Genomic DNA, 24,759 nt, shown 5'->3' with positions numbered 1-24,759 from the left:
AATTATGCAAACAGATCTTCGATGATCTTTCCCTTGTCGGCGACCGTGAAGGGGCGCCCTGAAGGCGAATGCTCGATCTTCTCCACGTCGATTCCCATCGCGTGGGCAATTGTCGCATTGAAGTCGGGCATGTTGACAGGATGTTCAGCAACGCGATCGCCAGCAGCATCGGACTTGCCGTACACATAGCCGCCTTTCATACCGCCGCCAGCGACCCACCACGTGAACACGGCTGGATGATGCCCGCGCCCGGCGGTGACCTCGCTAATTTGTGGCGTACGACCAAACTCCGTCGCCATCACGACGAGCGTCGTTTCGAGCAGACCGCGCTGATGTAAATCACTCAGCAGTGCTGCCAACGTTTGATCTGCCGAGGGGGTCATGCGCTGCATCGAGACGAGTTGATCGTTGTGCGTGTCCCAGTTCTGATCGTCCTCGACCTCAATAAACCGCACTCCATGTTCGACAAGTCGCCGCGCAAGCAGGCAACCCTTTCCAAAAGTATGCGATCCGTAGGCTTCCTGTGTTTGGGCACTTTCTTGCGTAATGTCGAAGGCCTTCAGATCCTTGCTCTTCATTAAGTCGACGGCCTTGGCGTGAATCTTGTCGTAGGCTGCAACCGAGCGCAGTTGCGTACGTTCGAGAAAGCTGTGTCCCAGCGACTTCGCCAGTTGCGTACGCCGCACGAAATCGAGCGCGGTTTCGCCGCGTCTTAACGCCGAGTTCTGCAAACCGGAAGCTGGATCGACAATCGGCAGCGGAGCCAGGTGCGACTCCATGTATCCACTACCAGGGTGCTGGGGACTGCCGTTGATCAGGATATTGCCCGGTAACAGCGGATTGGCCGACCCCAATTGCTTTAGGGCCCAAGTGCCAAGGGCCGGATGAGCAATCGTCGGCGTGAGGTAGTAACTGGTGTGGGCCAGATAGTTGCCGCGATCGTGAACTCCTTGCGTCGAAGTCATCGAGCGAACCAGCGAGACATGGTGCATCTGCCGCGCAAACTTCGGAAACCACTCCGAGACCTGAACGCCCGCCGCGCTGGTGTCGATCGCCGTCACGCCGCCCATCTCGGCTCGGCCCGGCTTGGGATCAAAGGTATCGATGTGAGAAATGCCGCCACGTAAGTACAAATAGACCACACTCTGAGCTGGTGGTTTTCGCCGCTCGATTGCCGACGCACTAATCGACAGCCCGAGCACGTTGACTCCGAAGAAGGTCTTGGCAAACGCTTCGAGGAAAGAGCGGCGCGAAGTTTCGGTGGGTATGATTTGCATCGGACGACTTCTATTGAATAAAGAGAAACTCAGGCGAGTTCAGCAGTGCCCAGATCAGGTCAGCGTCGGGCGTGCGACTGGTGGCGAATAATTCTCGGCAGCGTTCGGCTTCTTCAGCATTCGGGCGGCGGATGAGAATCGACTGATAGATCGCGTCAATTCGCTGCTCGGCATTCTGGATCGAATTGAGTTCTTTCTGCAAATACGAGTCGGATTCGATCGCCGTTTGGGTCAGATCACCGTTCATCAGGGCCAAGGAGTGAGTGATTTTCGGACTCTTGTTAAACGCATCGATTTCGCGGCGGTCTGACTGGCCGAATTGCCGCAGGAAATGGCCGAGGGAAATCGGTGTCGGAATCTCGGAGGCGCGCACGAGCGACGGTGGTAGCTTCTGCCAGCGAGGATCAGTTTCCTTCGCAGTCGCCAGGCCCCCCATCTGCATGGAACGTTGCAACTGCTCGAACTGGGCATTGGTCGTCGCATATTCAGCGCGCAACTGCCGCACTTTCTCAGCGTCACCGGACTCAGTGGCCTTCTTCAGCAAGCTTTTTTGGTTTTCTAGTTCGATGTTGTGGCGTCGACGTACCGCGTGATACTCAGCCATCTCGTGCGAACGCTTCAGCAACTCTTCGGCAGTCATGTTGGTCAGCTTGACGAGCAGGTCGCGACCGGCCGGTCCACGATCGAGAGGGAGCGGCTTGCGAGAATCGAGATCTTCGACCAGCAGGACAAGGAGTGAGTCCCAAACTTGCTCCGCCGAAAGTCGCCGCGCCAGCGGGCCGCGCAGCATATAGACCTCGCCCGGCTCCAAGTCCTTTCGTTCCGCCTCGCTTTGATACACTCGCGAGTTAAGCAGCACTGCGAGAAACGCTCGTTCGTCGTATCGAAGCTGAGCCATCGTTTGCGTCAAGAATTCAAGCAATTCCGGCTGCTCTGGCCGATTAACCGGCGACAGACTATCCACCGGTTCGATCAATCCCACCCCCATCACTCGCTTGAAGAGTCGATTAACGATATTGCGCGTAAAGCGCGGATTGCGCGGCGAAGTTATCCAGTCGGCAAACTTCACGCGGCGGTTTTCGGCGGTGGCCGGCGCTTCGTCGCCAAACATCGTGCGCGCCTCGACCACCTTGCCGCGGGCCACGGGTTCGGACGCATAATGTTCGGGAAATGTCAGGCTATGTTCCGTGTCTTTGGTCAGCCGCTTGAGTGGAGCAATTGTTCCGCTGGCCGCATCGCGAAGCGCTTTGGAAGCATTGTTTGAGTCCAACAGCGACTTCAGTTCGGGCCACTGCTTAACGTTGTCTGGCGAGAAACCAGCAGATGAATAAAGATTCGAAACTCCATAGGTATAGGCCGTGAGTTGATAGAAGTCCTTTTGCGTGATCGGCTCGAATGGATGATCGTGGCACTGAGCACATTCGAGCCGAGTTCCCAGGAAGATGCGGGCCATGTTCGACATATGGTCGAACGGCATTCCCAGATCGCGCAGATAGAAACCAACCGCGCCGTTCTCCCACAGGTATCCTTGGGCAGTGACCAGCTGGCGCACAAATTCGTCGTAGGCCATACCCGACTGAATCGATTCTTTGACCCAGTCTTCGTACATATATCCTGGTTGGCCAGGAAAACCCTTTGTAACTAGCCGCAGTTGATCGGCCTTCCAATTGAAGGTGTGACTAACGTAGCCCTCGCCGTCGAGCAATTTGTCGATCAAGCGGGCACGTTTGTCTGGCACTTTACTGGCCAGATATTCTTGCGATTCGGCATAACTGGGAATCCGGCCCGCAACATCGAGATAGACGCGGCGCAAAAAGCCCTCGTCGCTCACGGCGGCGTTGAGCGCCGTCCCTTTGGACAGATGATACTGCTGAACAAGTTCGTCGACCTTGCGAGCCAACTCCGGTACATCGGCTCGCGATAAGGGTGCGTTGCGAAACTCGACCGCGGGCTCGCGATGATTGAAACGCTGCCACCCCTGCATGTTCGCTCCCGTGGCAATCCAACGCCGCACGAGCCCACGTTCGGCCTCACTAAGCGGCTGCCCGCCCCCCTTCAACGGCGGCATCAGACCTTCATCCGAATGAGGCAACGAGACTCGAATCAGCAATTCGCTTTTGTCGGGGCTGGCGGTGTTTAACACCCCGCTTTGGCGAATCCCCTCTGCCGAGTCCAATCGTAGTTCGGCCTTAGGCTTGGCCACCTTCTCGCTGTGGCAACTAAAGCAACGATTGTACAGCAGAGGCAAGATCTGCCGCTCGAAGTCGGGCGATTCGGCCGCACCGACTCGCCCATAGCAAGCTAAGCTTGCGAGGCAGAGTACGAGACAGCTGCGGAGAAAGTTGGGATTCATGTCGGCTCAAACAACTAGCAAGGCTTGGTCTGCCGCAATCGCAGTTTGTAACCCACCTTGTAGCAGGTCGCCCGCCCGCAATCCAACCAGAATCGCTGGCTTCGTCGGGCCAACTAGTCGCTTAAGAACGAGCTTCGGGTTGGGCTTTGATAGCGAATGGCGAGATGGGGCGTCTCAAGTCGAACCTGATCTTTGCCCAGTGAGCGAACGCCAGCTTCGACCAGGCCGGTTGTTAGCAGGGTTCGCTCGAGTGGACACGGCGCTTGGCCGGTGAGGAATGTTTCTTCTGCTTTGGACATTAGCGAAGCAGAATAAGTTACGTTCGGCGTCGGCGGCAAATAGAACAGGGTTGAGAATGGTTGCTTCTCGCCCTTGAGCCGCACGGCTGCTGTAAAGTCATTAACCAGACCGTTGAGCAGGAGCATCGTGGCCTTCGTGCCATCGCGATACTCAATGCGATAAGCCACCGGCTGTTTGACCCACTCGCGAATTTGGGCTGGGGTGGGATATCGATGGCTAAAGGTGGGCGGCTGGGCGAGGGTTTGACTTCTCGACAAACAAGCTTCGAACAGTCTTGGATCCCAACCTCCCGCTGTCCAATCCTTGGCCGCCATTGCCTGCCAAACAGCCTCCCCGCGCAGGGCTTGTACGGCAGCAACTCCCGTTTCACCGCCGCGACGTCGTTCTGCCAGGCACTGAATGACTTCCAACGCGTGAAAGTCATAACTGTCGACGCTTCCCATCGCCACGCACAAGAGTTCTTCAGCCTCGGCGTTGTGCGGGAGGTCGATTGCAGGCATTCGCCAGGTAACAGGCAGCGAAGACCCGGCAGCGAAAGGAATCTTCAGTTCGCTCGCCACGTCATACATCTCCTTAGCCCAGTCCCAGTTCCACGATAGGTGTTTGTCATTGAAGACCGGTACCACTCGCCCCGATCGTCGAAACACCTCGACTACCTGCTTGAAGAATTCGTAGCGCGGGTACTTCGTTTGGCCGTACTCACTTTTTTCATAGGTGCCGTGTTCACCGATTATCAGTACGGCATCCACAGCGAGATCCTTGCCACCACATTGCAGCGCATCCGCAATCGTGGGGTAGATCTGAAAGCCAAATTCCTTGGCTCGTTGCGGACTGAGATCACCGGCCGGCTGCTGGTCGACATAGGCGCTGACCACATCAATGGGTGGGCGATGCCAGGCTCCTTGCCGCGGATAGCCGTGCAGAAAACGCTCTGCCATATGCCAGGCGTGCGAGCGATCGCGCCAGACTGTGGTGATAACGGCCAATCGCTTGCGCGGCGTATTCATCGCGCTGAGGGGCAAAGAACCGCAGGCAAGAGTGGCAGCGATCGATCCAAGGGCAACTCGGCGGGTGCAGCGCATGGCGTTCATCCTGGCAGGCGGGAAGGCGGGGAAACGGGCGCATCGTAACCGTCACAAATTTCGCTGGCAATCTGCGGCACGATTTGGGAGTATCACGGCATCGCCCCTTCCGCTTGCGAGATTCTCACCATGCTGCCCGCCCTAAAGCCCGCTTCATTTGCAGTCGGTCTGATTTGCGCTCTCATTAGCAGCCCGCTATGGGGAGCTGAAGTTTTTCAAGCGGGGGCTGCGACCAGCAACATTACCCCTCCGCTGGGATTGGAAATTGTCGGCGGCTTCGTGCCGTATCCGTCGAAACACATTCACGACGAACTGAATGCTCGCTGCCTGGTACTGGATGACGGCAAGACGAAGTTGGCGATAGTCGTTTGCGACTTGCTGGGCATCCATCGAGTGGTGAGCGATGAAGCTCGCAAGTTGATCGCCGAGAAGTCGGGGATTCCGCGCGAACAGGTTCTGATTAGTGCGACGCACACGCATTCGGCCAGCAGTGCTCTCGGCAAGAATCGCTTGCAGCACGATCAGACCGTCGATGAGTATCAAGCGTTTGTCGCTCAGCGAATTGCCGACGGTGTGGCTCGCGCGCTCAACAACTGCCGACCAGCGCAGATTGCCTTTAGCAAAGTCGACGTTCCTGAGCATGTCTTTAATCGCCGCTGGCACATGAAGCCAGGAACTGCGCCGGTAAATCCATTCGGCGAAGTCGAAGCTGTGAAGATGAATCCGCCCGGCGGAAGTCCGAATTTAATCGAGCCCGCGGGTCCCACCGATCCGACTGTATCATTCGTTTCGGTTCGTGAACCAAATGGTCGACCGATTTCAGTTTTCGCAACGTACTCGCTGCACTATGTAGGGGGTGTCGGCAAGGAACACATTTCGGCCGACTACTACGGAGTCTGCTGCGAACACTTGAAGCAGTTGCTCGCGGCCGATCAAAAGCCGGAGCAGACGAGCAATCAGGCTCTTGATGTTCCTCCCTTCGTGGCCGTTCTTGCCAACGGAACCAGCGGCGACATTAACAACAACAACTTCGTGAAACCGCGCGGCCGTAAAGAACCCTATGAGCAAATTCGCTATGTGGCTGAGGATGTCGCGACCAAGATTCACACGGCAATGAAGGAGTTGAAGTATCAGGACCACGTCAGCCTGGCCGCCGCCTATCGCGAACCTACCATCACCTGGCGCAAGCCGACCGACGAGCAGAAAAAATGGGCAACGGAGACCATCGCAGCAGGGCCGAAGAGTAAATCTGATTTGTCGTTCATTTATGCCGAGCGAGCCATGCGTTTGGCTGCCTATCCTGAAACGACCACGGTTCCAGTTCAGCTGTTTCGCATCGGAGATGTCTGCATCGGCACCATGCCTTGCGAAGTCTTCTGCGAGATTGGCCTGGAGTTCAAAGCACGCAATCCATTTGCGAATTCATTTTTGGTCTCACTCGCCCATGGCTATCTCGGCTACCTTCCTACGCCTCGCCAACATCGCCTTGGTGGATACGAAACCTGGATTGGTACCAACCGCCTTGAACCAACTGCCTCCGACAAACTCACGGAAGAACTGCTGAAAATGGCTGCGGAAGTGCAACCACCAAAGAAGTAGAACTCTCGCGCACATGATCCAGTCACTTGTCTTTCGCGTAGCATCTCTGTGGCCGAAAACGCCTTCGCGGAATCTTCACAGAAGATTAGCGCGTTGCGGATTGTGAAATAAGCCAGCGCGACTAGGCTGTTTAGCACAACCTTACCGCTCAGGTCGCTTGACTGAGTTGTTCCTTCTTTATCGCTGATCGGGCTCTCTCCTCCATCAGCGGCCTAGTATCCCTGCGCTACCGCTGCGCACAAACTCCCCACTGCGAACCATACGATGCCAAACAAGCACCCTGTCGTAGCTACCGCTCCGCGCCGCCGCAGCTTGAAATCGAAAACCGCCTCTCCCCGCCGCATGTTTTTCGAACCGCTCGAAGCTCGCCGGGTGATGGCGATTACCGACATTCCGGCGGCCAATTTGCAGGTCGTGCAGAACACTACCGCTAATTCCACGGCTGCGGTTACCGTGACTGCTCCACTTGCCGCCAACGGGTTCGCCGTCCGAAGTGGCTCGAACCGGGGTGACTACTTCGTGCAGATTGGCCCTAGCCTCGCAGACGATATTTCTGGTGGAGTTTTAATCTCGAATGTGCGGGAACTGAATCGAGCTCATCCACTGTCTGTACCACCGGAAGCGGCAGAGTTTGCTACGGCGGCAGTCGCGCGCGATGGTGTGACCGGAGGATACTTTATCCCCGTAGCGGAATCCCCTGGTGGAACAGAATGGAACATCAATGTAGCTGCTGGATACTTCCCTTATTCTGTGGGCTGGACGGCTGGATTCGCAGACGGAGATGATGGTCCTATCGATACCTTTACAGCTTCTCCGGGGATCAACTTCGGAACGCAGTTCGTCGACAACGCAGACGGTACTTACAAATTAACGATTCCCGGAAAGGATTCGCGAACTGACGGAGTCTTGATCGCCGTCAGCGGAGTCAACGAAGACAATTTCGTTCTAACAGCACCTAACAATACCGATGGATCGTTCACGATCTATCAGCACGACAATGGCACAAACGGCACTAGCTACGAGCGGGACGGTTTGGCCTTTGTTTTCATTCCAAAGAATTCTCAACTGACGGACAATATGTTCTTTGGCCGATTTACCGGCAACGGCACCGTTGAGGCCGATGTGAGCAGCAATGGCTTCAGCATCACGAAACTGGCCGCTGCGGGCACCTATGAACTCTCCATACCAGGTTTCAGTTTCGATAAGGGAGTGCTACTTCTTACAGGTGCCGGTGGAGGGGCAGGCAACGTTGACAACATCGTGTCGTATGGTGCGAGCGGGGACAAATGGATTATTGAGACCCGTGACTTGAATGACAGTACGACGCCGCCCGCCCTGCAAAACATTAACGCCACCGAACTAGTCGCTTCCTTCGTATTCATTCCAATCACGGGCTCAGGCGATGTCTCCATCGATGGTTCGGGCAATTTGCTAGTGAATGACGTTGATGGTGCCAACTCGAATGACAACCTGACGTTTGTTGTATCAGGCACAGATCTCATCATTAGCGATCCGAACAATTCGCTCGATGCGGGAGCCGGCGCGACGCAGCTGACCCCGTTTTCGGTCAGTGTTCCTCTGAGTGCGATTACCGGTAGCATCCAAATCACCACGCAGGCCGGCAACGATCTTGTCACTTTGGATTTGACTGGCGGAGATTTCATCCCCGCTGCCGGCCTGAGCTTTGACGGTGGCGATCCGACGACGGGTACCGGTGACCAGTTGGCGATTGTTGGCGAAGATCAGGGTGATGTGGTTTACAACCACACCACTGCCAGTTCGGGCAATATTGTTTTGCAGAACTTCGGCACAATCACATACTCCGGCTTAGAGCCCATTTCGAATTCCGGCACAGCAGCCAACGTTACCTTTAACTTGCCCGGCACTGCCGATGTAGGAATTACGCTCAGCGATTTGGGTGGCGGTCAGGCACAGTTGCAAAGCGCAACCTCGACCTTTGAAAGCACATCGTTCGCCGTTCCCACTGCCGGTGGCGCGCTGACGATCAACTTGGGTGCGAATAATCAAACACTCACGATCAACTCCCTCGTGCTGAATGCAAACACGGACCTAATCATTGCTGGCGATGGCGGCGATGACACCATCAATCTCAATGCCGCAGCTTTATCGATTACCGATGCGCTGACACTCACTGCTGAAACGATCGGCCAGACACAGCCTGTAACTGTTGCTGGCCTGACAACGCTCAACGCTGGCACCGGCACGGTCACCCTTACCAACGCAACAAACAACTTTAGCAGCATAAGTATTCCCGCTGCGGGAACCGTCAGTCTGCGCGACGACAGTACGGGCTTCGTGCTAACGGGCGCGAGCACTACCACGAGCCTGATGCTCAATAGTGATGACACGGTCACTCAAACTGGCCCGATTACTGGCGCTGGTGGCTTGACTAAGCTTGGTGCAGGTCTGTTGTCGCTTACTCAAGCCAACGACTATCAAGGCTCGACGACCATCACCGGCGGCGCAATTGAAGTTGGCAATGGAGGCACTACCGGCACGCTCGGTTCGGGACCGGTTGTCGTGAATGTTGCCGCGCCGAATGGCTTATGGCTCAATCTCTCCAACACTTTCACCGTATCCAACGAGATCTCGGGAAGTGGATCGGTCACGATGAAGGGCGCAGGAGGCATCGCGATCCTCACGAATGCCAATTCTTACAATACGACGGTAATTAGCGCCGGAACTCTGCGAATTGGCAACAACGGCACAACCGGATCGCTGGGTACGGGCGCAGTCTCGATCTTGGGCACCTTGGAATTCAATCGTACCGACAATGTAGTTGTTACAAATGTCTTGAGCGGGGCTGGAGACATTCTTGTCACCAGCGGCGTCATTCGACAGTCCAGCAATAGCAGCGGCTTTACGGGAACTGCCACCATCAACGACGGCGGCACACTGCGCAGCGAAAACATCAGCGGCACGCACAACTTCAACGCTGCCAGCATCGTCGCTAACAATGGTGGCACATACGTTTTCGGTAACAATGGCGTAGGAAACCCAAATCTACCGGAATCAACCTACATCACCGCCAACACCGGTGGTCAGATTCTGTGGGAAGAAAGTGAAGTGTTCGGCGGTCTAAATCTGCGTGGCGGCTCCCTCGAACTCCGCAGTGGATACATCGACATTGCCGGCTCCATCCCCAGCGTCTTCGAGTCTGGCACAATCACCCTCAACGGTGGAACAGTAATCCAAGGTGACGCAGTCATCAACAAGACCACCGCTGGCACGGTGACAATCACTGGCGTTCCCCTCAACAACACCGGCGGCTTAAATATCCAAGAAGGCGTGCTTTCCACGAACGCGGCGATTATCACCACCAGTGCCGGTTCACTTGGCACGGCAACGACCGCGGGCACCCTTAGGCTGACCAGTACCGGGGCTCTGACCTATGCCAAGCCATTCAGCATTAATGCCGGCGGTGGCGTCATTGATGTTCCGTCGGCTGCCGCCTCACATACGCTCAGCGGAGTTCTTTCGGGCGCTGGTCCGCTGACGAAGGTGGGAGCGGGAACGATCACGCTTTCAGCTGCGAGTTCAATGTTCACCGGCCTCACCACAATCAATGAAGGCAGGCTCAACGTCGATGGAACGCTCGGCGGGAATGTGTTGGTGAAAGGCGGCGTACTTGGCGGCGGCGTGCAGCCCGGCAACGGCATTATCATTGGTTCGGTAACGCTTGCCGGCGGCACCTTAGCGCCCGGTGCGAGCCCCGGCATCTTGCAAACGGGAGACCTGCGCTTTGACCGTCTGACCAAGCAATGGACGAGTGCCGGCACTGGGGCGGAGATCCCCACCTACGATGCAGTCACCAATCGCGTCTTCGTAGTCAATCCTAACGCGGGCATCGCCGTCTTCGATGGAACGACTGGCGCGCCAATCGGTGTCATTCCCATCACCGGCGGCGCACCAAACAGTGTCGCAGTACGTAACGGCCTAGTTGCGGTAGCGGTCGAAGACACCGTTAAGCAGAAAAACGGCACGATTCGATTCTTCAATGCGGCGACACTCGCCCTGCTGCATACCGCGCCGGCCGGTGCGCTGCCCGACATGCTCACCTTCTCGCCTGACGGCACGCGCGTTTTGTCAGCCAACGAAGGAGAGCCGGATAGCTACCTTGTGGGCAACAACGATCCCCTCGGTTCGGTCACGATCTTTAGTGTCCCTGGTTTCGCTCCGCTGACGGTTGCGAACGTTGCTTCAGGTTCGTCCATAACTGTCGACTTCACTGCGTTCGATGGACAGAAGGCCGCGCTGCAGGCCGCTGGTGTTCGCATCTTTGGACCGGACCCGAGTACTCCCGATCCAACCGACTCGACCAGTGTGAGCCGCGACTTCGAGCCGGAATACATCGCCGTCTCGCCAGATGGCACGCAGGCATTTGTAACTCTGCAGGAAAATAACGCCTTCGCGGTACTGAACCTGACTACGAACACGTTCACCAACATTGTTTCGCTGGGCCTGAAGAATCACAGCTTGCCTGGCAACGGCTTCGACGCAAGCGATCGCGATCTTGCCCCAGGCTTCAGCGCGGGCACCATCAATATCCGCAACTGGCCCGTTTTTGGCATGTATCAGCCTGACGCCATTAGCGCCTATTCGGTGGCTGGGCAAACGTATTATGTGACCGCGAATGAAGGCGATGCCCGCGACTACGGCGGTTTCGTGGAAGAGATTCGCGTCGGCAATGGGGGATATGGTCTCGATACCGCGGTGTTTCCCAACGCCAGCACACTCAAGCTGAATCAGAACTTGGGGCGTTTGACGGTAAGTAGCGCCACCGGCAATTTGGATGGCGATGCGGCCTACGAACGGATTGATCTCTTCGGTGCCCGCTCGTTCAGCATTTGGGATGCCAGCGGCGCGCTAGTGTGGGACAGCGGCGACCAGCTGGAGCGAATCACCGCACAGCTCATTCCAACCCTCTTCAACAGCAACCAAGATAGTTCCCCCGGTTCGTTTGACACCCGTAGCGATAACAAAGGTCCTGAGCCGGAAGCCGTCACACTGGGAGTCGTCGGAGGACGCACGCTGGCTTTCGTTGGCTTAGAACGAACCGGTGGATTAGCCGTTTTCGATATCACCGATCCGCTGAAGCCCGTATACGTTGACTACATGGCTGGCGGAACCGACTTCGCTCCGGAAGGCATCACCTTCATTCCTGCTGCGGCCAGTCCATTCGGTTTGCCGGGCGTGGTCGTGGCCAACGAACTTAGCAACACGACATCCTGGTTCAGCGTCGTTCAGAACACTGCGCAGTTTGAAATCAACGGCCTCACACCAGGAACACAGCACGACCAAACTCAAGTGACCGGCGTGGTCGACTTGGGCGGAGCCGAGTTGCAAGTGATTGGCTCATTTGTTCCGAATCCTGGAACGCTGCAACAAATTGTACTCATCACAAACAACGGGGCAGATCCAGTTGTTGGCACCTTCGATCAGCTGCCCGAAGGTTCTGCCGTAACCCTGAATGGGCAAAGCCTGTTCATCAGCTATGCCGGTGGGGATGGAAACGACGTAGTGCTTAGCAGCCAGCCGCTCTTGGCTGGAACGCATCTGGCCGATACGTTTGTCGTCACTGGCGACGGCACCACATTTACTGTCACTCGCACGAATACCAACGGCACTATCACCGCAAACTTCGTCAGCCCCATTCCCGCGCTCAATGTCCTCGGTGCGGGCGGTGATGACATATTAATTGTCCAGTACAGCGATGTATCACCCGATCCGATTCCAAGTGGCGGCATCGTTTATGACGGCGGAACGCAAGCCAATGATCCGCTGGTTACACCGAACCAACCTCCATTTAATCCCCCGCAGACGTTTGGCGACGTGCTCGTGGTCGAAGACACTCGCTTGGTCCGCACGCTGAGCACCACCTACACTCCGAGCGCCACCACTTTTGGAAGTGGCGTTGTCACCGTCGCTGGCGCAACAGGTGGCACAATCACGTTCGCCGACCTGGAACCTGTCGACATCAGCGGCATGGCGGTCGCGACGCTGGCCACTCCGGCAGCCAGCACCAACGACGCGCTGACTATCACCAACGGCAAAGACTCGGCCACAGGAACGATCGATGCCTTGGTCGTCACTGGCACCACTGGCCTGACCGCCACCTTGATCGAGTCCGGTCACTTCTTCAACAACGACTTGCTGGTCATTGACACGACTGCCAACGACGGCGACGACTCAGTCATTGTTACCAGTGCTGACAATCTGCACGCGAACGCCCGCTTGCAGATTGAGACGGGCACAGGGACTGACTTCGTTCGAGTAGACGGCAACGTCAGATTCACCGGCGACGCTTTGGCTGCCACTGTCGATATCGAGATCGATTCCCAATCGATCATATTGAATGGCGGCACGCTGACCGTCACCGACGTGACGGGCTCCGTCGATCTGGATGCCAACCTCGGCGCGATAACTTCACCAGGTGCCGCCACTACCGATGTCGTCGCTACCTCGCTCGTTGCCACCGCCAATGCCGGCATCGGCACATTGGCTGACCGACTGCTGACTAACGTGGCTAACCTTAGCGCGGTTGTTACTACCACGGGCAACATCTTTATTACTGAAACCAACGGCGTAGAGATCAGTGCCGGCGGTCTCATTAGCGGCAGTGGCAACATCAGCCTCAGCGCGGGGGGCGCGGTCACCCAGACCGGAGCCATCACCACCACCGGCGGCTTGGAACTGCTTGGTGCGGGCTCGTTTACCTTGAACAATGCCGCCAACAATGTCGGCACGCTTGCCGCCAATACCACGGATACTATCGACTACACCGACTCGACCGGTCTGATTGTCGGCACCGTCAACACGGTCGGCATCACCAGCACGGCAGATGTGGCGCTGCATAGCGCAGGGCTGACGATCAGCCAGCCGGTAGCGACCGGAGCAGGTGACTTCCGGATTGATTCGAGTGCGGCCGTAACCCAGACCGCGGCCATCACCGCCACCGGCTTGCAACTGACGGGGGCCGGGCCGTTCACGCTCAATAACCCCAGCAATGATGTAACGACGATTGCCGCCAATGTCACGGGGACGATTAGCTATACCGATGTGAACGCTCTGACGGTGGGCACCGTGGATGTGCTCGGTAACAGTGTCAGCGGCATCACCAGCAGCGGCAACGACGTGCGACTCTCCACACTCGGCGGCAACTTGCTGCTCGACGACGATGTGGCCCTGGGCGCTGGCGACTTGACTCTGGCGGTGATCGGCACAGTCACTCAGATTGCCGGCGATGACATTACCGCTGGCGGCTTGGAACTACTGGTCACTGGCAATGTCACGTTGACCAATGCGGCCAACAACGTTGCCACCCTGGCCGCCAACGTCACGGGCACGCTCAACTACACGGACCTGGACGCGCTCACCATCGGCACGGTCACCGGTTCGGGAACCAGCAGCGTCAATGCGACCGGCGATATTGTCCTCAGCACCGGCGATGCAGGGGCTACCGACAATCTCACGCTTCCCGTTACCTTCAACATCACCTCCTCCGGTGGCAGTGTGACGCTCAATGCGGGTGACGATGCGTTGTTGAATGGAGATGTGACGGCGGCGACGCAGGTGACCGTGAATGTGGATGCGGGCGATGGGGAGTCGAATGGAGTCGGAGAAGTTGCGCCGGGAAGCGGTGGGACGGTGACGATCAATGGTGTGATCACTGTCAACGGCGGCGCTGGCACGACGTTCTTAAACGGCGGCGACGACTACGACACGTTCGACTTCGACCCGCAGACAACGACCTCGTTCAGCGTGAACGGCAACGCGCCGCACGGCACGGCCGACGGCGATCGCCTGGTGATCACGGTCCCGGCACTCACCGTGCAAACGGTCAGCGACGTGGGGAGCGGCGGCTTCTCGTTCGCGCCGACCGCCAATCCGGCGCTCGACCCGGTGACCTACGTCAGCATCGAAGAGCAGGACGTGACCGGCGGTCCGCTGAACCTGCTGATTGATCTCACGCCGGTCTATAACGGGGTCAACAATCAACTCACGATGCAGCGGGTCGGAGCCGACCTGGTGATCAATCGCCTGGGGACGGGCCCGGTCACCGGCAACTTCTACACCGGCACCCTGGCCACGATCAACTCGCTGGAGATTCGCGGCGGCGGGCAGAACGACTCGGTCGAAGTGTTCGACACCGGCACGGGCCTGCCCGACTTCGTCGGCACGGTGCCTGGGGTAACGAATAATCCAAACGTGGTGGGGACGCCGGAGTTCTTGTTCACCGGCGGTGCAGGCACCGATGTGCTGACGTTCAACCTGGGATTGGCCAGCACCGCCCAGGTGTACGGCATCGGCAGTGGCTCGGGAACTGCTGCGAACGACGGCGAGATCAGCACGACCAATCCGGCGAACACGCTGATCACCTACTTCACCAGCGTCAGCGAAGTGAATCGGGCGGGCTTCAATGCCACGGCCGGTGGGCTGCAGATCTTGGGCGACCTGTCAGGCAACACGATCAACACGACCGATAACGGTGGTGGTGAGACCCGCGTCCAGCCGACCGGTTACACGCCGTTCGACTTCAGCGGCGATAACTTCAGCAGCTTCGAAGTCTACGGCCTGCGGGGCAGCGACACGCTGACGCTGACCAGCTTCGGCAGCGGTCAGACGAATAACCCGACCATCGTGCTCGACGGCAGCAATCCGACCGGCTTCGGTGGTCCAACGGACGACGGCCTCGCCGATACGCTCCGCGTCCTTAGCACCAGTTCGAACACCGGACTGGTCACGCTGCTCGGTGGTCTGGGCAGCGATCAGTTCTTCCTCGCGGGTCCGGGCCTGACGGTCGACGACATTGCCGGCCCGGTGGTGGTCGACGGAGAAGACGCCAACCTAGCGAACAACAACGATCAGTTGTTCATCATCGACAGTGGTGACACGACCGCTGACCCGAACGTGCTGATTGCTGCAGCCGGCGGGATGAATGCGGACTATGCGGTGACGGGAATCAACGCCAGCGGGGTGACGTTCCGCAACATCGACAGCTTCGATTACACGGGCACGCAAGGGGGCGACACGATCGACGGCCGGTTCACCCCGACCAATGTGCCGCACGACCTGAACACGGTGGCCCTGCGTGGTTTCGACGGCGACGATCAGTTCCTCCTCTTCACGTCGAACCAATGGGGCGGGGTCACCCCGGTGACGGAGCTACCGTTCACCCGCGTGGCCAGCGGCGTGGGGACGATCAGTCTGTACGGCAACGATGGTGAAGATATCTTCGGCGAAACTCCGGCCCCGGTCATCGGGAACACGGGAGCCATGCACGTGGGCCTAGCCGTCCCCGCCACGACGCGGCTGATTCGTCCGACCACGGCCGCGACTGCGGGGGGAAGCACCATCTTCATCGACGGTGGCGATCCGGTACCGGCGCTCAATCAGGCCGGCGATACGGTCGGCGATGTGCTGAACCTGGATGTCACGGACGTGCCGAAGAACACGGCGATGATCGTGGGAGCCGGTTCGTCGGGGAACGTCCTCAGCGCCAACACGGCCCCCTTCAGTTGGGTCAGCATCGAAGACCTCAACCTGGTCGACAACGGCAAGCTGACGGGCGTGCAGATCGGCGACGTGTTCGGCCGCGGGACCACGGGGAACGACCTGATGCAGATCTCGGCCAATGCCACGGCCGCGCTTCCGCATCAGGTGCGGGTGCGCATCGGCGGCGCGATCATGAACTACAACGTGCCGGGCAAGGCCGTGCTGTACGGCGGCAACGGAGTCGACACGATGTCGCAGACCACGGCCAAGATCCCGGCCGTGTTCTATGGCGAAGCGGGCAACGATTCGCTGGCGGGGGGCTCGAACAACGACTGGCTGGTGGGTGGCGACGGGAACGATCAGATCACAGGTGGCGAAGGCCAGAACGTGATCTGGGGGGATAACGCGCCGACGAATCCGGGCGACCCGACTCCGCAGGACTTCCAAGGCCCGAACGACGGTAACGACTCGATCAGTTCGGGCAACGGAGCCGACGTGATCTATGCCGGTGGTGGCCACGACGTGGTGAACTCCGGTGGGGGCAACGACTACATCCATGCCGGGGCTGGTAACGACAGCGTCGATGCCGGGGCCGGAGACGACCGGGTGTATGGCTACAGCGGCAACGATACGCTGCAAGGCAACAGCGGCAACGACCTGCTGTCGGGCGGCGACGGTAACGATTGGCTGCTGGGTCACTCGGGGAACAACGTGCTAATCGGTGGCACGGGGAGCGACACGCTCTCGGGTGGGGACGGCAACGACCTGCTGATCACCGGTGGGCTGGGTGGTGAAGAGAACAGCACCTGGACTTCGGCTCCCAACACGATGACCTATGCGGCGAACACCTACAGCGACCCAATGGATAACGATGCAGCCCTGCTCGCACTCCTGACGGCCTGGCAGCTGAACTCCAACGCCGCTGCACCACCGCCCGAAGTGCTTGCCCTGCTCCCCATCATCGCGCCCGACGGCTCGGACGACGACGCCTGGGGCGGCAACGGCAGCGACCTCTTCAGCTGGGACGCCGCCGACATGGCCGACGAATCCCTCACCGCCCCCGGCCCCAACGACTTCAACAACCCCGCCACAGGACCTGACGTCCGACTGATCTAATCTCTACTGCGATGAGTCTGGATAGCTTCGTCGTTCGCGCGCATCGTCCTGCGGTGGAGAAGTGCAGGCAGCACCTTTTGGCAGGCGACCTGCGAAGTCTTCTAAGCGAACTTTGCGGGCTATGGTTGGGTAGTGGGTGAGTCTGCGGTAGCGCGGGTTTCATTGCAGGGAGACATTCTGCAATGAGGTCGCCCATGATTGCGATGGAGTCATTGGTTCGGGTGATTGCACAGGTGAAAGATCCGCGGAAGCCGCATGGTGTTCGGCATCCGATCGAGAGCATCCTGGCTTTGGTGCTTTTAGGACTGCTCGCACGTATCCGAGAGATGGAGGTTCTCAATCGCTGGGCGACCGAGCATTGGGAACAGCTTCGCGAACCGCTGGGCTTCGATCGAGAGCAGCCGCCCCATGCGACGACGATCTGTCGGTCTTTGGCCAAGTGCGATCTGTCGTCATTTTCCAAAGCCTTTCCTACCTGGATTCAGCAGGTGCTCGTTCCATCTGAATAAAGGCCGACCGCAGTTCCGCAGGCATGGTGAAGTCATCAATCGCTTGGTTGCGTCGGATATATAACTAACCGAGTTCATAGTGATTCGGCATTTCACGAAGGAGGCCAACGAGAGTTCCGGCAGCCAAGCAATTGAACATTTAGGCGACGACGCGCTGCCTACAGTTCTCGTCGATCCAACTCCCTTTCACCATCTATCCCCGTGGTCCGAAAAACGGAGTCCACTTCACGCATAAAGATGGAATTGCCCAACGGCAGCCGCCGCGTCCGCGCGGCAGAGGTGCCTTCCAACTTCCACTTCCGACTTAACATTTGCGAACCCCAGCGAAAAACGGAACGAGAGTTGCTAACCCTTTCCGTCAGTTGCTACCCGTGGGATAGGTGAGTTACACACTACCGCGAGTAGCACTGCCAGCAGGAGGTTTTGATATGCGCGCATCCATAACCGCAATTACGACGCTGATTGCTTCAATTTCTCTGGCATCCGTAGGTTGCGACCGGCCAATGACACCCGAACCTCAGGCCGTGTTCGACCACGAGGTGTTCCGCGAGAATGACGTCGTACCAGCGGTGGGGCCCGTACCGCAACGAGTCGTCGTGAACGCGCCGCAGCCAGGCGACATCAAGCGGGTCACGATTGTCGATCGCACTGGCCCCGACAGACCAACGGTCACCGCAGCTAACCGAGTCACTCCGGATCTCGACCTTCGTTACGATCCTGCGACCGAAATTACGATCCGCGACGTAGTCCTGGGCAAGAGGTACGTCAGGCTCGACGGAGACCACACCGGAGTCATTGTCAAACTTCAGCCGGGTGGCGATTTCATTGACGTGCTGGCCGGCACAACCAAGTATATGTTCAATTCGGACTTCGATTTGCAAATCACCGATAAGCTGATGGTAACCGGTTCACGAATCGTCGTGAATGGTCGGCCACTGCTGCTTGCCAAGACCTTGTACCTCGGCGATCGCGAAATTCTTCTGCGAGACAAAGACAATTACCCCCTTTGGCGCGACCCAGATAAGAAGCACAGCAACGACGACGATTAGCCGAGTTCTGCCCACATCCCGTGTCAGGCAATAGCGATCAATACGGTGCCGTTTTTAGAACCCGCCAGCGACAGGCGCCCCAGACTTCAGCACGTTGCGAAGCTTGACAGTGTCCGGCTTGCCAGGGGATACGTCTCTCAAAGATAAACTCCGCGGCAAACGCGACCGCGTCTGCCGCTCCACCGATGCGCTTGCAGGCATCTCCGTAGCTTTAGCCGGAATCTTTAGCCGTGATGAAGAGGCGATTGCTGCGCACCCAGCAGGCCACATCCACCCGATGTGGCCTTTAGTTTGCGCAGTGGTCATCCCAGCCAAACTCCACTTGCGCCGATTTGCGTGGCACCAATTTCAACCAACTTGTCCAACTATCACTCGATAGTTGGACACCAACACCCAGCCAAACCCGAGAGTTGCGCTATCCACTGTTCAACAATCGACCCCATTGTTGCCCCCCCCTTTTGCGGTTTTGCGACGTAAGTCAAACTGCGCGTGCTACTACAAACGCCGCTCTTAGGTGTTACAGTATGGCAAAGGTTGTATTCGTACTTTTGCTAGACGTGAGAGTTTATCGTGAGCAAGTTCCCAATCCTTACGCCAGCCCCAGCGCAGATCCGACGTTCGCGGTCGAGGCCATCGCCACCGACGCGAGCGCGCCAAACGCGTCAGGAATACGACGATTTCTGAATCTCATCATCGACAACGTCGTACTGACCGTCTTGTCTTACGGCGCTGGCGTCGTCCTGGGCATCGTCTACGTGGTCGCCAAGGGTAGTGGGCAGTTTACGGAGCAGGACCAGGCCACCTTACAAGCCATGGGCTTCTTATTGGGACTGATCGTCGGCTTCTCCTATTTCTTTCTGCTCGAAGCTTTGTGCCAGAAAACGGTCGGCAAGTTGCTCACCGGCACCAAGGTCATCTCGATGGATGGCGGTCGCCCCTCTATCGGTCAATTCCTCGGCCGCACCGCCGCCCGCTACATCCCGTTCGAAGCCTTCTCGTTCCTCACCTCCCAAGAACCCCGCGGTTGGCACGACACCCTCAGCGGCACCCGCGTGATCCGGGGGTAAAAACTGGGATGGAGGCCGAGAGCCAGGGCTACGATCGTGGACAGATTGATTACTTTGTCGCAGTTCCTTCAGTCACCGGACGACTTTCCGTGGAACGAAGCAATCTACCTTCCAGCGAACAAACCGTGGTCTTTGAACTCAACGCTCGCCGTATGGAGTGCAGATGATTACGAAGAAGGTGAGGAGCCGGATATCGCACGAACTAATTGTCTGAGATATGCCCTAGGGGTGAGCAGTGGTCAGGATATCGTTGCCAACGCAAAGCAACAGAAACCAGTTCTGACACTAGACGAACTCCTGGATGCGTTTATGTTCTTCTACAAGCATGATGCATTCATATCGATCAAGTAGCAGTCGGTAGCACTATCGGCTTGGCACTGTTTTGGATGCCACTGGCATCCTGCCAGTGCTGAAGTGTAGCCAGATTCAGCCAGGCCATTCGCGGAGCAAGGGCTATCTTGCCACTGGACTGCCATTGGCGCACATACTCTGCCCCATACGTCAGGTCCGATTCTACTTTCGCGGCGTTTTCAGTTTGATTGCGACATCGATCGACTCAGATGGCGTCATTCCCACCAGCCGAATCTTGCTCGACGAGATCCACTTCAGCGATTTTGCCACGCAGTGCAAGCCGTACATGCCCGAGGTAATCTGCGTGAGAGGATACCTCGTGACGTGCGTGTAGTTGGTTGACTTCTCGGCTACTTCAAGTTCGAGCGCAATGCCGTGCTCGTCGTAGCGGCTGAACACTCTGGCCTTCCGATTTCGATCGGGAGCGGTGAACCACTGGCCGCGAAACAGATGCCACTCATTCACGAAATGGAGTAGTTCGCTGGCAACGTAGGCAGCTTCGAACGCACTCACGGGCCAGTTCTCAAATTTTGCTCCCCAGCCAAGTGCGTCACGAAGTCCCCTGGCGATCATCCGCTCCTGTTCGAATGGAGAAGCATGCTCGTATTCAGCCTGCGACCACGACCAGGGGATCGTGGTGACGTTTAGTTGATGCGTTGGGCGAGAATCCCCAGAGGCCGATGACACGAGATCGACAACAATTTTGTTGCAGTTGATTTTGAACGGCGTCGGCAACATGCGGTGGAAGAGCGCCGCAATCGGTGCCGAGACAAAATTCAACTGCAATCGACGCGATCTTATCTCAGGCTCGTGACCGTCGATGGCAACATGTCCGATAGCTAAATCGAGCAGAATCATCGCTAAAAGCTCGCTTATTCGCTTGCGAATACAGTTTTAATGTGGACTTCCGATCAGCGGAAAAGCCTCCGCCGTGATCGCAAAGGCGCCCAATTGCTTTCTCTTATGAAGCTTGGTAACTGCCTCAATGCTGCCCATCTTTTCCAGGACCGGCAATACTGATTTCTGTAAAGTGCTGCGAAGCGTGGTCGACCGCTTCTCGTCCGTGACTCGCTGGTTGTCCAGATCCAGCATCGCGTCCAGACTCGCCTTGCTGAACTCCTCTACCCGACTCCGCAAGTGACATTCGTGTTCTTTGGGCAGCTTGCCTTCCGCTTGTGGCCCCAACCAGACACAGACATTGATGTAGTACTGGTTTCCAAAACGAGATCGCTGGAGTTTGATCACATGCGTTACGTCGGCCAACATCGCATACCACGTCTTGCCGTGCTTGCGGTACCCCTCATCCGAAAGGACTTCGTCGAGCACGGTTTCAATGATCGTCTTCATTCACTGGGACCCCTTGGGTGCCACTGGCATCCTGCCAGTGCTGAAGTGTAAACAGATTCAGCCAGGCCATTTGCGGAACAAGATCCATTTTGCCACAGGCGTGAAGCATTGCCACCGGTTGATTGCTCGTGACGAGGCCTGGTGATTGTCACCTCAGAGCGGCGACTGAATGACAAGCTCACCCGCTGCCAAAATAGCTCTTGAGCCGCATCGAGCCGGGCTTGATCGAGCTGAGATACAAGCACTGGCAGGATGCCAGTGGCACCCGAAAAGGCAGCGCGGCAAGGTGGCGAGAAATAAATGGCACTGGCGGTGCGTCTTTCTTAGAATGCGGCCAGCTTGCCAGTCTGCTGCAAGCGGCCAATCCCGCCTAAAAAGTTCTCCCGCCGAAGGATCACGCCATGCGTGCTACGAACTGTTTGAGCCTGTTGCTTTGCTGCGCGCTGGGTCAGTTGCTCGCGGCAGCTGAGCCGGCCAGGTTTGCTTCACATCCGCCGGCTCGTCCTTTGCCGCAGGCGAGTGCTCGTCCACTCGGCAAAGGTCCGGCGAAGTTTGTCGATGCCAAGCTGGGCAAGGATACAGCAGCGGGAACCGAGCAGGCTCCGTGGCAGACGGTGCAGCATGCGGTGAATCAGCTGCAGGCGGGCGAGACGCTGGTCCTCCGCGCTGGCACCTACTACGAACACGTTGAACTCACTCGCAGCGGGACTGCAAGCCAGCCCATCACCATTCGGAGTTACCCGGGCGAGTTCGTTGTCATCGATGGCGGCCTGCGCGAGTTTTATGATTCGCCAGCCACTGCCTGGGAACCGGTGGTCGGCAACGTCGCGGGCGAATATCGTTCAACGAAGTCGTATCCCGATTTCAAAATTCGGGCGGGGGCGACGAATGCGATGGGGCATTTCGGTGATTCGTGGATTCCGCTGCATGGGTACAACCTGCACGGCGATTTGCAGACGGACAATCCTTGGTGGAACGTCGACAATAAAGTCGGCAAAGATTCGTTCGTCTATTGCGGACCCGGCCTCTTCTTTCACGAAGAGACGGAGCGCATTCACTGCCGACTGGCTCCGACGACATTGCCGGGCCTCGGTGAGAACAACTATCGCGGTGAAAGTGACCCTCGCAAACTGCCGCTCGTCGTCACCGCAGGCTGGGAACATTCGCCCCTCTCACTGACGGGCTGCTCGTGGATCGTGCTGCAAGATTTGGCCTTGCGCGGCTCGGTGCAATCGGCCCTGCACATTCACAATTGCCAGAACATTCACCTCGATGGGCTGAGCATTCACGGCGGCAATACGGCGATGCTGGCCACCGATACTCAGGGCCTGCTGATGACCAACAGCGCTGTCCGCGGCATTGCGGCACCCTGGACTTTTCGCGGCAGCTTGAAGTATCGCTCGGTCGAAGCGCGGCTCTTCTCGGCCAGCCGTTGGTCTCCCACCGGCGACGACAGTTCGGATTTTGAGATCGCGAATTGCGAATTCACCGACAGTGTCGACGGCATCTTTCTGGGCAGTGTGCGGAATACGAAGTTCCACCACAACCTGGTCGCGAACATCAGCGACGACGGCATCTTTGTCACTTCGGCCACGGCCTACGACGGCTCGGTGTGGGGCGGCAATACGGAAGTGACCTTCAACCGCTTTGCTCGCATTCTCACCACGTTCGCCTTCGGCGTCGGTCATGGCCGGCAGAAAGTGCTGCCCGAGAGCCGCAAGCAACTTGGGCTGGGGCTGACCATCGCGCGGAACGTGTTTGATTTTCGCCAGCCTGTGCATTATCGCTGGCCCAATGGTCCGGACGATGTGCAAGAGTTGAATTCATTCGGCCGCTTCGGTGGCGATCACGGCAGCCCCGCGTGGGAGTCGATGAAGATCTATCACAACACGTTTTTGGTAGTCGATCCGCCGCGCTACGACTACCTGACCGATGGCCTCGGTCGCGCGATGAGCCACGGCACCGAGCGCTGGGTGCTGAATAACATCGTTTGCCAGTCGCAAGGTTTGGTGGGTGGAACGTTGCCCCCGGCGGAGACTTCCTTCGTGGCCGATGGCAACCTGGCTTGGAGTTTGACCGACGGCGATAAGCTCCCCGCGCTGTTCGACAAGTTCCGCCGCTCACCGGCCTTCGCCGCTAGCCAGCAGCGTTACGCGCCAGGCTGGACCGCCAATGACCTGCACCAAGCGCCGGGCTTTGTGAAGTATGCCAGCGATTGGCGCGAAGTGGCTGACGTTCGCTTGAGTGCTGATAGCCCCGCAGTGAACAGTGGCGTCGAGTTGCCGAAGGCCTGGCCAGCGCTTGCCAGCCTGAAAGATGAAGGGGGGCCCGATCGCGGGGCAATTCCGCTGGGCATGGAACCTTGGTCGATTGGCATTCAGGGGCGCTGGAATGTACTCGGCCAACCCGTGAGTACGCGGCTGGAGGCTCCTGTCTCGAGTCTTGTCCGGACAGAGTCGTCGCAACCGAAGAGCAAAGCCAAGAGAGTTCTCCTCGTGCAAGGTTATCCCGCCTTCGACGCTCCGCTGGTTGAATTTGCCTTGCGCAAGCAAGGTGCTGATTTAACCGCCGTCGAACGAGAATGGATCTCGCCCACGGAGTTCAAAAAGTATGATCTGGTTGCTTACGACGGTAGTTTGGGGCGCGCGAAAGTCGCGACGACGGCGTTCTCGCCCGACGATCTCAAGCTCGTTGATGAGTACCTGCGCAGCGGCGGCGTGCTCGTGCTGATGCGCGACCGGCTCGATTTGTTCGCGGCCCTCGAAGGCAAACTCTGGTTGGGAGAGAACCTCAAGCTGGTGAAAAACGCCAAGGCGGCCGGCTACGAAGTGCTCCAACCGAAGCATCCGTGGCTCGCTCACCTGCCGGCAAGTTCGGAGCAAGCCTGGCTGCAAGCCGCGAATCACTTGCCACTCTCGGCGGAAGCTGGCGAACGCTTGATCGGCGCTGGCAAAACGCAGGCGATTCTCTATCGACAACCGATCGGCAAGGGTGCGCTCATTTACGTCGGCTTCAGCCCCGCTGCTGCGTTGCCAGAAGGTCGAGGAAAGGAAACGGTCGAACGAGAAGCGAGTTACGAATCGCAATATAGAATTCTGGAGAATGTGCTGCGCGATCCCCTCACCGTAACTCAGTCACTCCGTGACTGAGAGTGCGAGTCATGAAATGACTCGCCAACGGCTTCTCCCCAACG

General features: G+C 57.9%; 12 protein-coding genes. 7 read left to right on the top strand and 5 right to left on the bottom strand.

Annotation, left to right across the window (positions count from 1 at the left end):
* Window positions 1-2: 2 nt before the first annotated feature.
* The 3 genes from ETAA8_RS32715 to ETAA8_RS32705 form a co-directional block, all read right to left on the bottom strand.
* A complete protein-coding gene (locus ETAA8_RS32715) occupies window positions 3-1,277 on the bottom strand; it encodes a DUF1501 domain-containing protein (RefSeq protein ID WP_145099167.1) in 1,275 nt (424 codons plus the stop codon).
* 10 nt (window positions 1,278-1,287) lie between these two features.
* Window positions 1,288-3,630 (bottom strand): DUF1549 domain-containing protein, encoded by a 2,343-nt coding sequence (locus ETAA8_RS32710; RefSeq protein ID WP_145099165.1) that lies wholly within the window; start codon window positions 3,628-3,630, stop codon window positions 1,288-1,290.
* A 113-nt stretch (window positions 3,631-3,743) separates the two neighbouring features.
* The gene (locus ETAA8_RS32705; RefSeq protein WP_145099162.1) at window positions 3,744-5,012 is read right to left on the bottom strand and encodes a hypothetical protein; all 1,269 of its coding nucleotides are present in this window, start codon (window positions 5,010-5,012) and stop codon (window positions 3,744-3,746) included.
* Window positions 5,013-5,141: 129 nt separating this feature from the next.
* Here ETAA8_RS32705 and ETAA8_RS32700 point away from each other — a divergent pair, with 129 nt between their 5' ends.
* The 6 genes from ETAA8_RS32700 to ETAA8_RS36045 all read left to right on the top strand — a co-directional run bounded on the left by ETAA8_RS32700 (window position 5,142) and on the right by ETAA8_RS36045 (window position 20,219).
* Window positions 5,142-6,611 (top strand): neutral/alkaline non-lysosomal ceramidase N-terminal domain-containing protein, encoded by a 1,470-nt coding sequence (locus ETAA8_RS32700; protein ID WP_145099159.1) that lies wholly within the window; start codon window positions 5,142-5,144, stop codon window positions 6,609-6,611.
* A 264-nt stretch (window positions 6,612-6,875) separates the two neighbouring features.
* A complete protein-coding gene (locus ETAA8_RS32695; protein WP_145099156.1) occupies window positions 6,876-17,243 on the top strand; it encodes a choice-of-anchor I family protein in 10,368 nt (3,455 codons plus the stop codon).
* A 194-nt stretch (window positions 17,244-17,437) separates the two neighbouring features.
* Window positions 17,438-17,752 (top strand): transposase family protein, encoded by a 315-nt coding sequence (locus ETAA8_RS32690; RefSeq protein WP_202921415.1) that lies wholly within the window; start codon window positions 17,438-17,440, stop codon window positions 17,750-17,752.
* A gap of 503 nt (window positions 17,753-18,255) precedes the next feature.
* Window positions 18,256-18,801: a hypothetical protein gene (locus ETAA8_RS32685; RefSeq protein ID WP_145099151.1), complete on the top strand. Its 546-nt coding sequence runs from the start codon at window positions 18,256-18,258 to the stop codon at window positions 18,799-18,801.
* 524 nt (window positions 18,802-19,325) lie between these two features.
* Window positions 19,326-19,868 (top strand): RDD family protein, encoded by a 543-nt coding sequence (locus ETAA8_RS32680; protein WP_145099148.1) that lies wholly within the window; start codon window positions 19,326-19,328, stop codon window positions 19,866-19,868.
* 36 nt (window positions 19,869-19,904) lie between these two features.
* Complete coding sequence (locus ETAA8_RS36045; RefSeq protein WP_449224060.1) at window positions 19,905-20,219, top strand: DUF7716 domain-containing protein; 315 nt, start codon at window positions 19,905-19,907, stop codon at window positions 20,217-20,219.
* Window positions 20,220-20,381: 162 nt separating this feature from the next.
* On the opposite strand, the gene ETAA8_RS32675 is transcribed toward ETAA8_RS36045, so the two are convergent.
* Both ETAA8_RS32675 and ETAA8_RS32670 read right to left on the bottom strand, forming a co-directional pair.
* Complete coding sequence (locus tag ETAA8_RS32675; protein WP_145099145.1) at window positions 20,382-21,077, bottom strand: hypothetical protein; 696 nt, start codon at window positions 21,075-21,077, stop codon at window positions 20,382-20,384.
* A gap of 36 nt (window positions 21,078-21,113) precedes the next feature.
* The gene (locus tag ETAA8_RS32670; protein ID WP_145099142.1) at window positions 21,114-21,566 is read right to left on the bottom strand and encodes a DUF4304 domain-containing protein; all 453 of its coding nucleotides are present in this window, start codon (window positions 21,564-21,566) and stop codon (window positions 21,114-21,116) included.
* Window positions 21,567-21,967: 401 nt separating this feature from the next.
* Between ETAA8_RS32670 and ETAA8_RS32665 the strand changes: the two genes are divergently transcribed.
* Window positions 21,968-24,715, top strand: coding sequence for a right-handed parallel beta-helix repeat-containing protein (locus ETAA8_RS32665; protein ID WP_145099139.1), 2,748 nt, complete (start codon window positions 21,968-21,970; stop codon window positions 24,713-24,715).
* Window positions 24,716-24,759 lie beyond the last annotated feature (44 nt).

This window comes from Anatilimnocola aggregata (assembly GCF_007747655.1).
Classification (GTDB): Bacteria; Planctomycetota; Planctomycetia; order Pirellulales; family Pirellulaceae; genus Anatilimnocola; species Anatilimnocola aggregata.
This window is presented reverse-complemented; position numbering and strand designations above follow the sequence as displayed.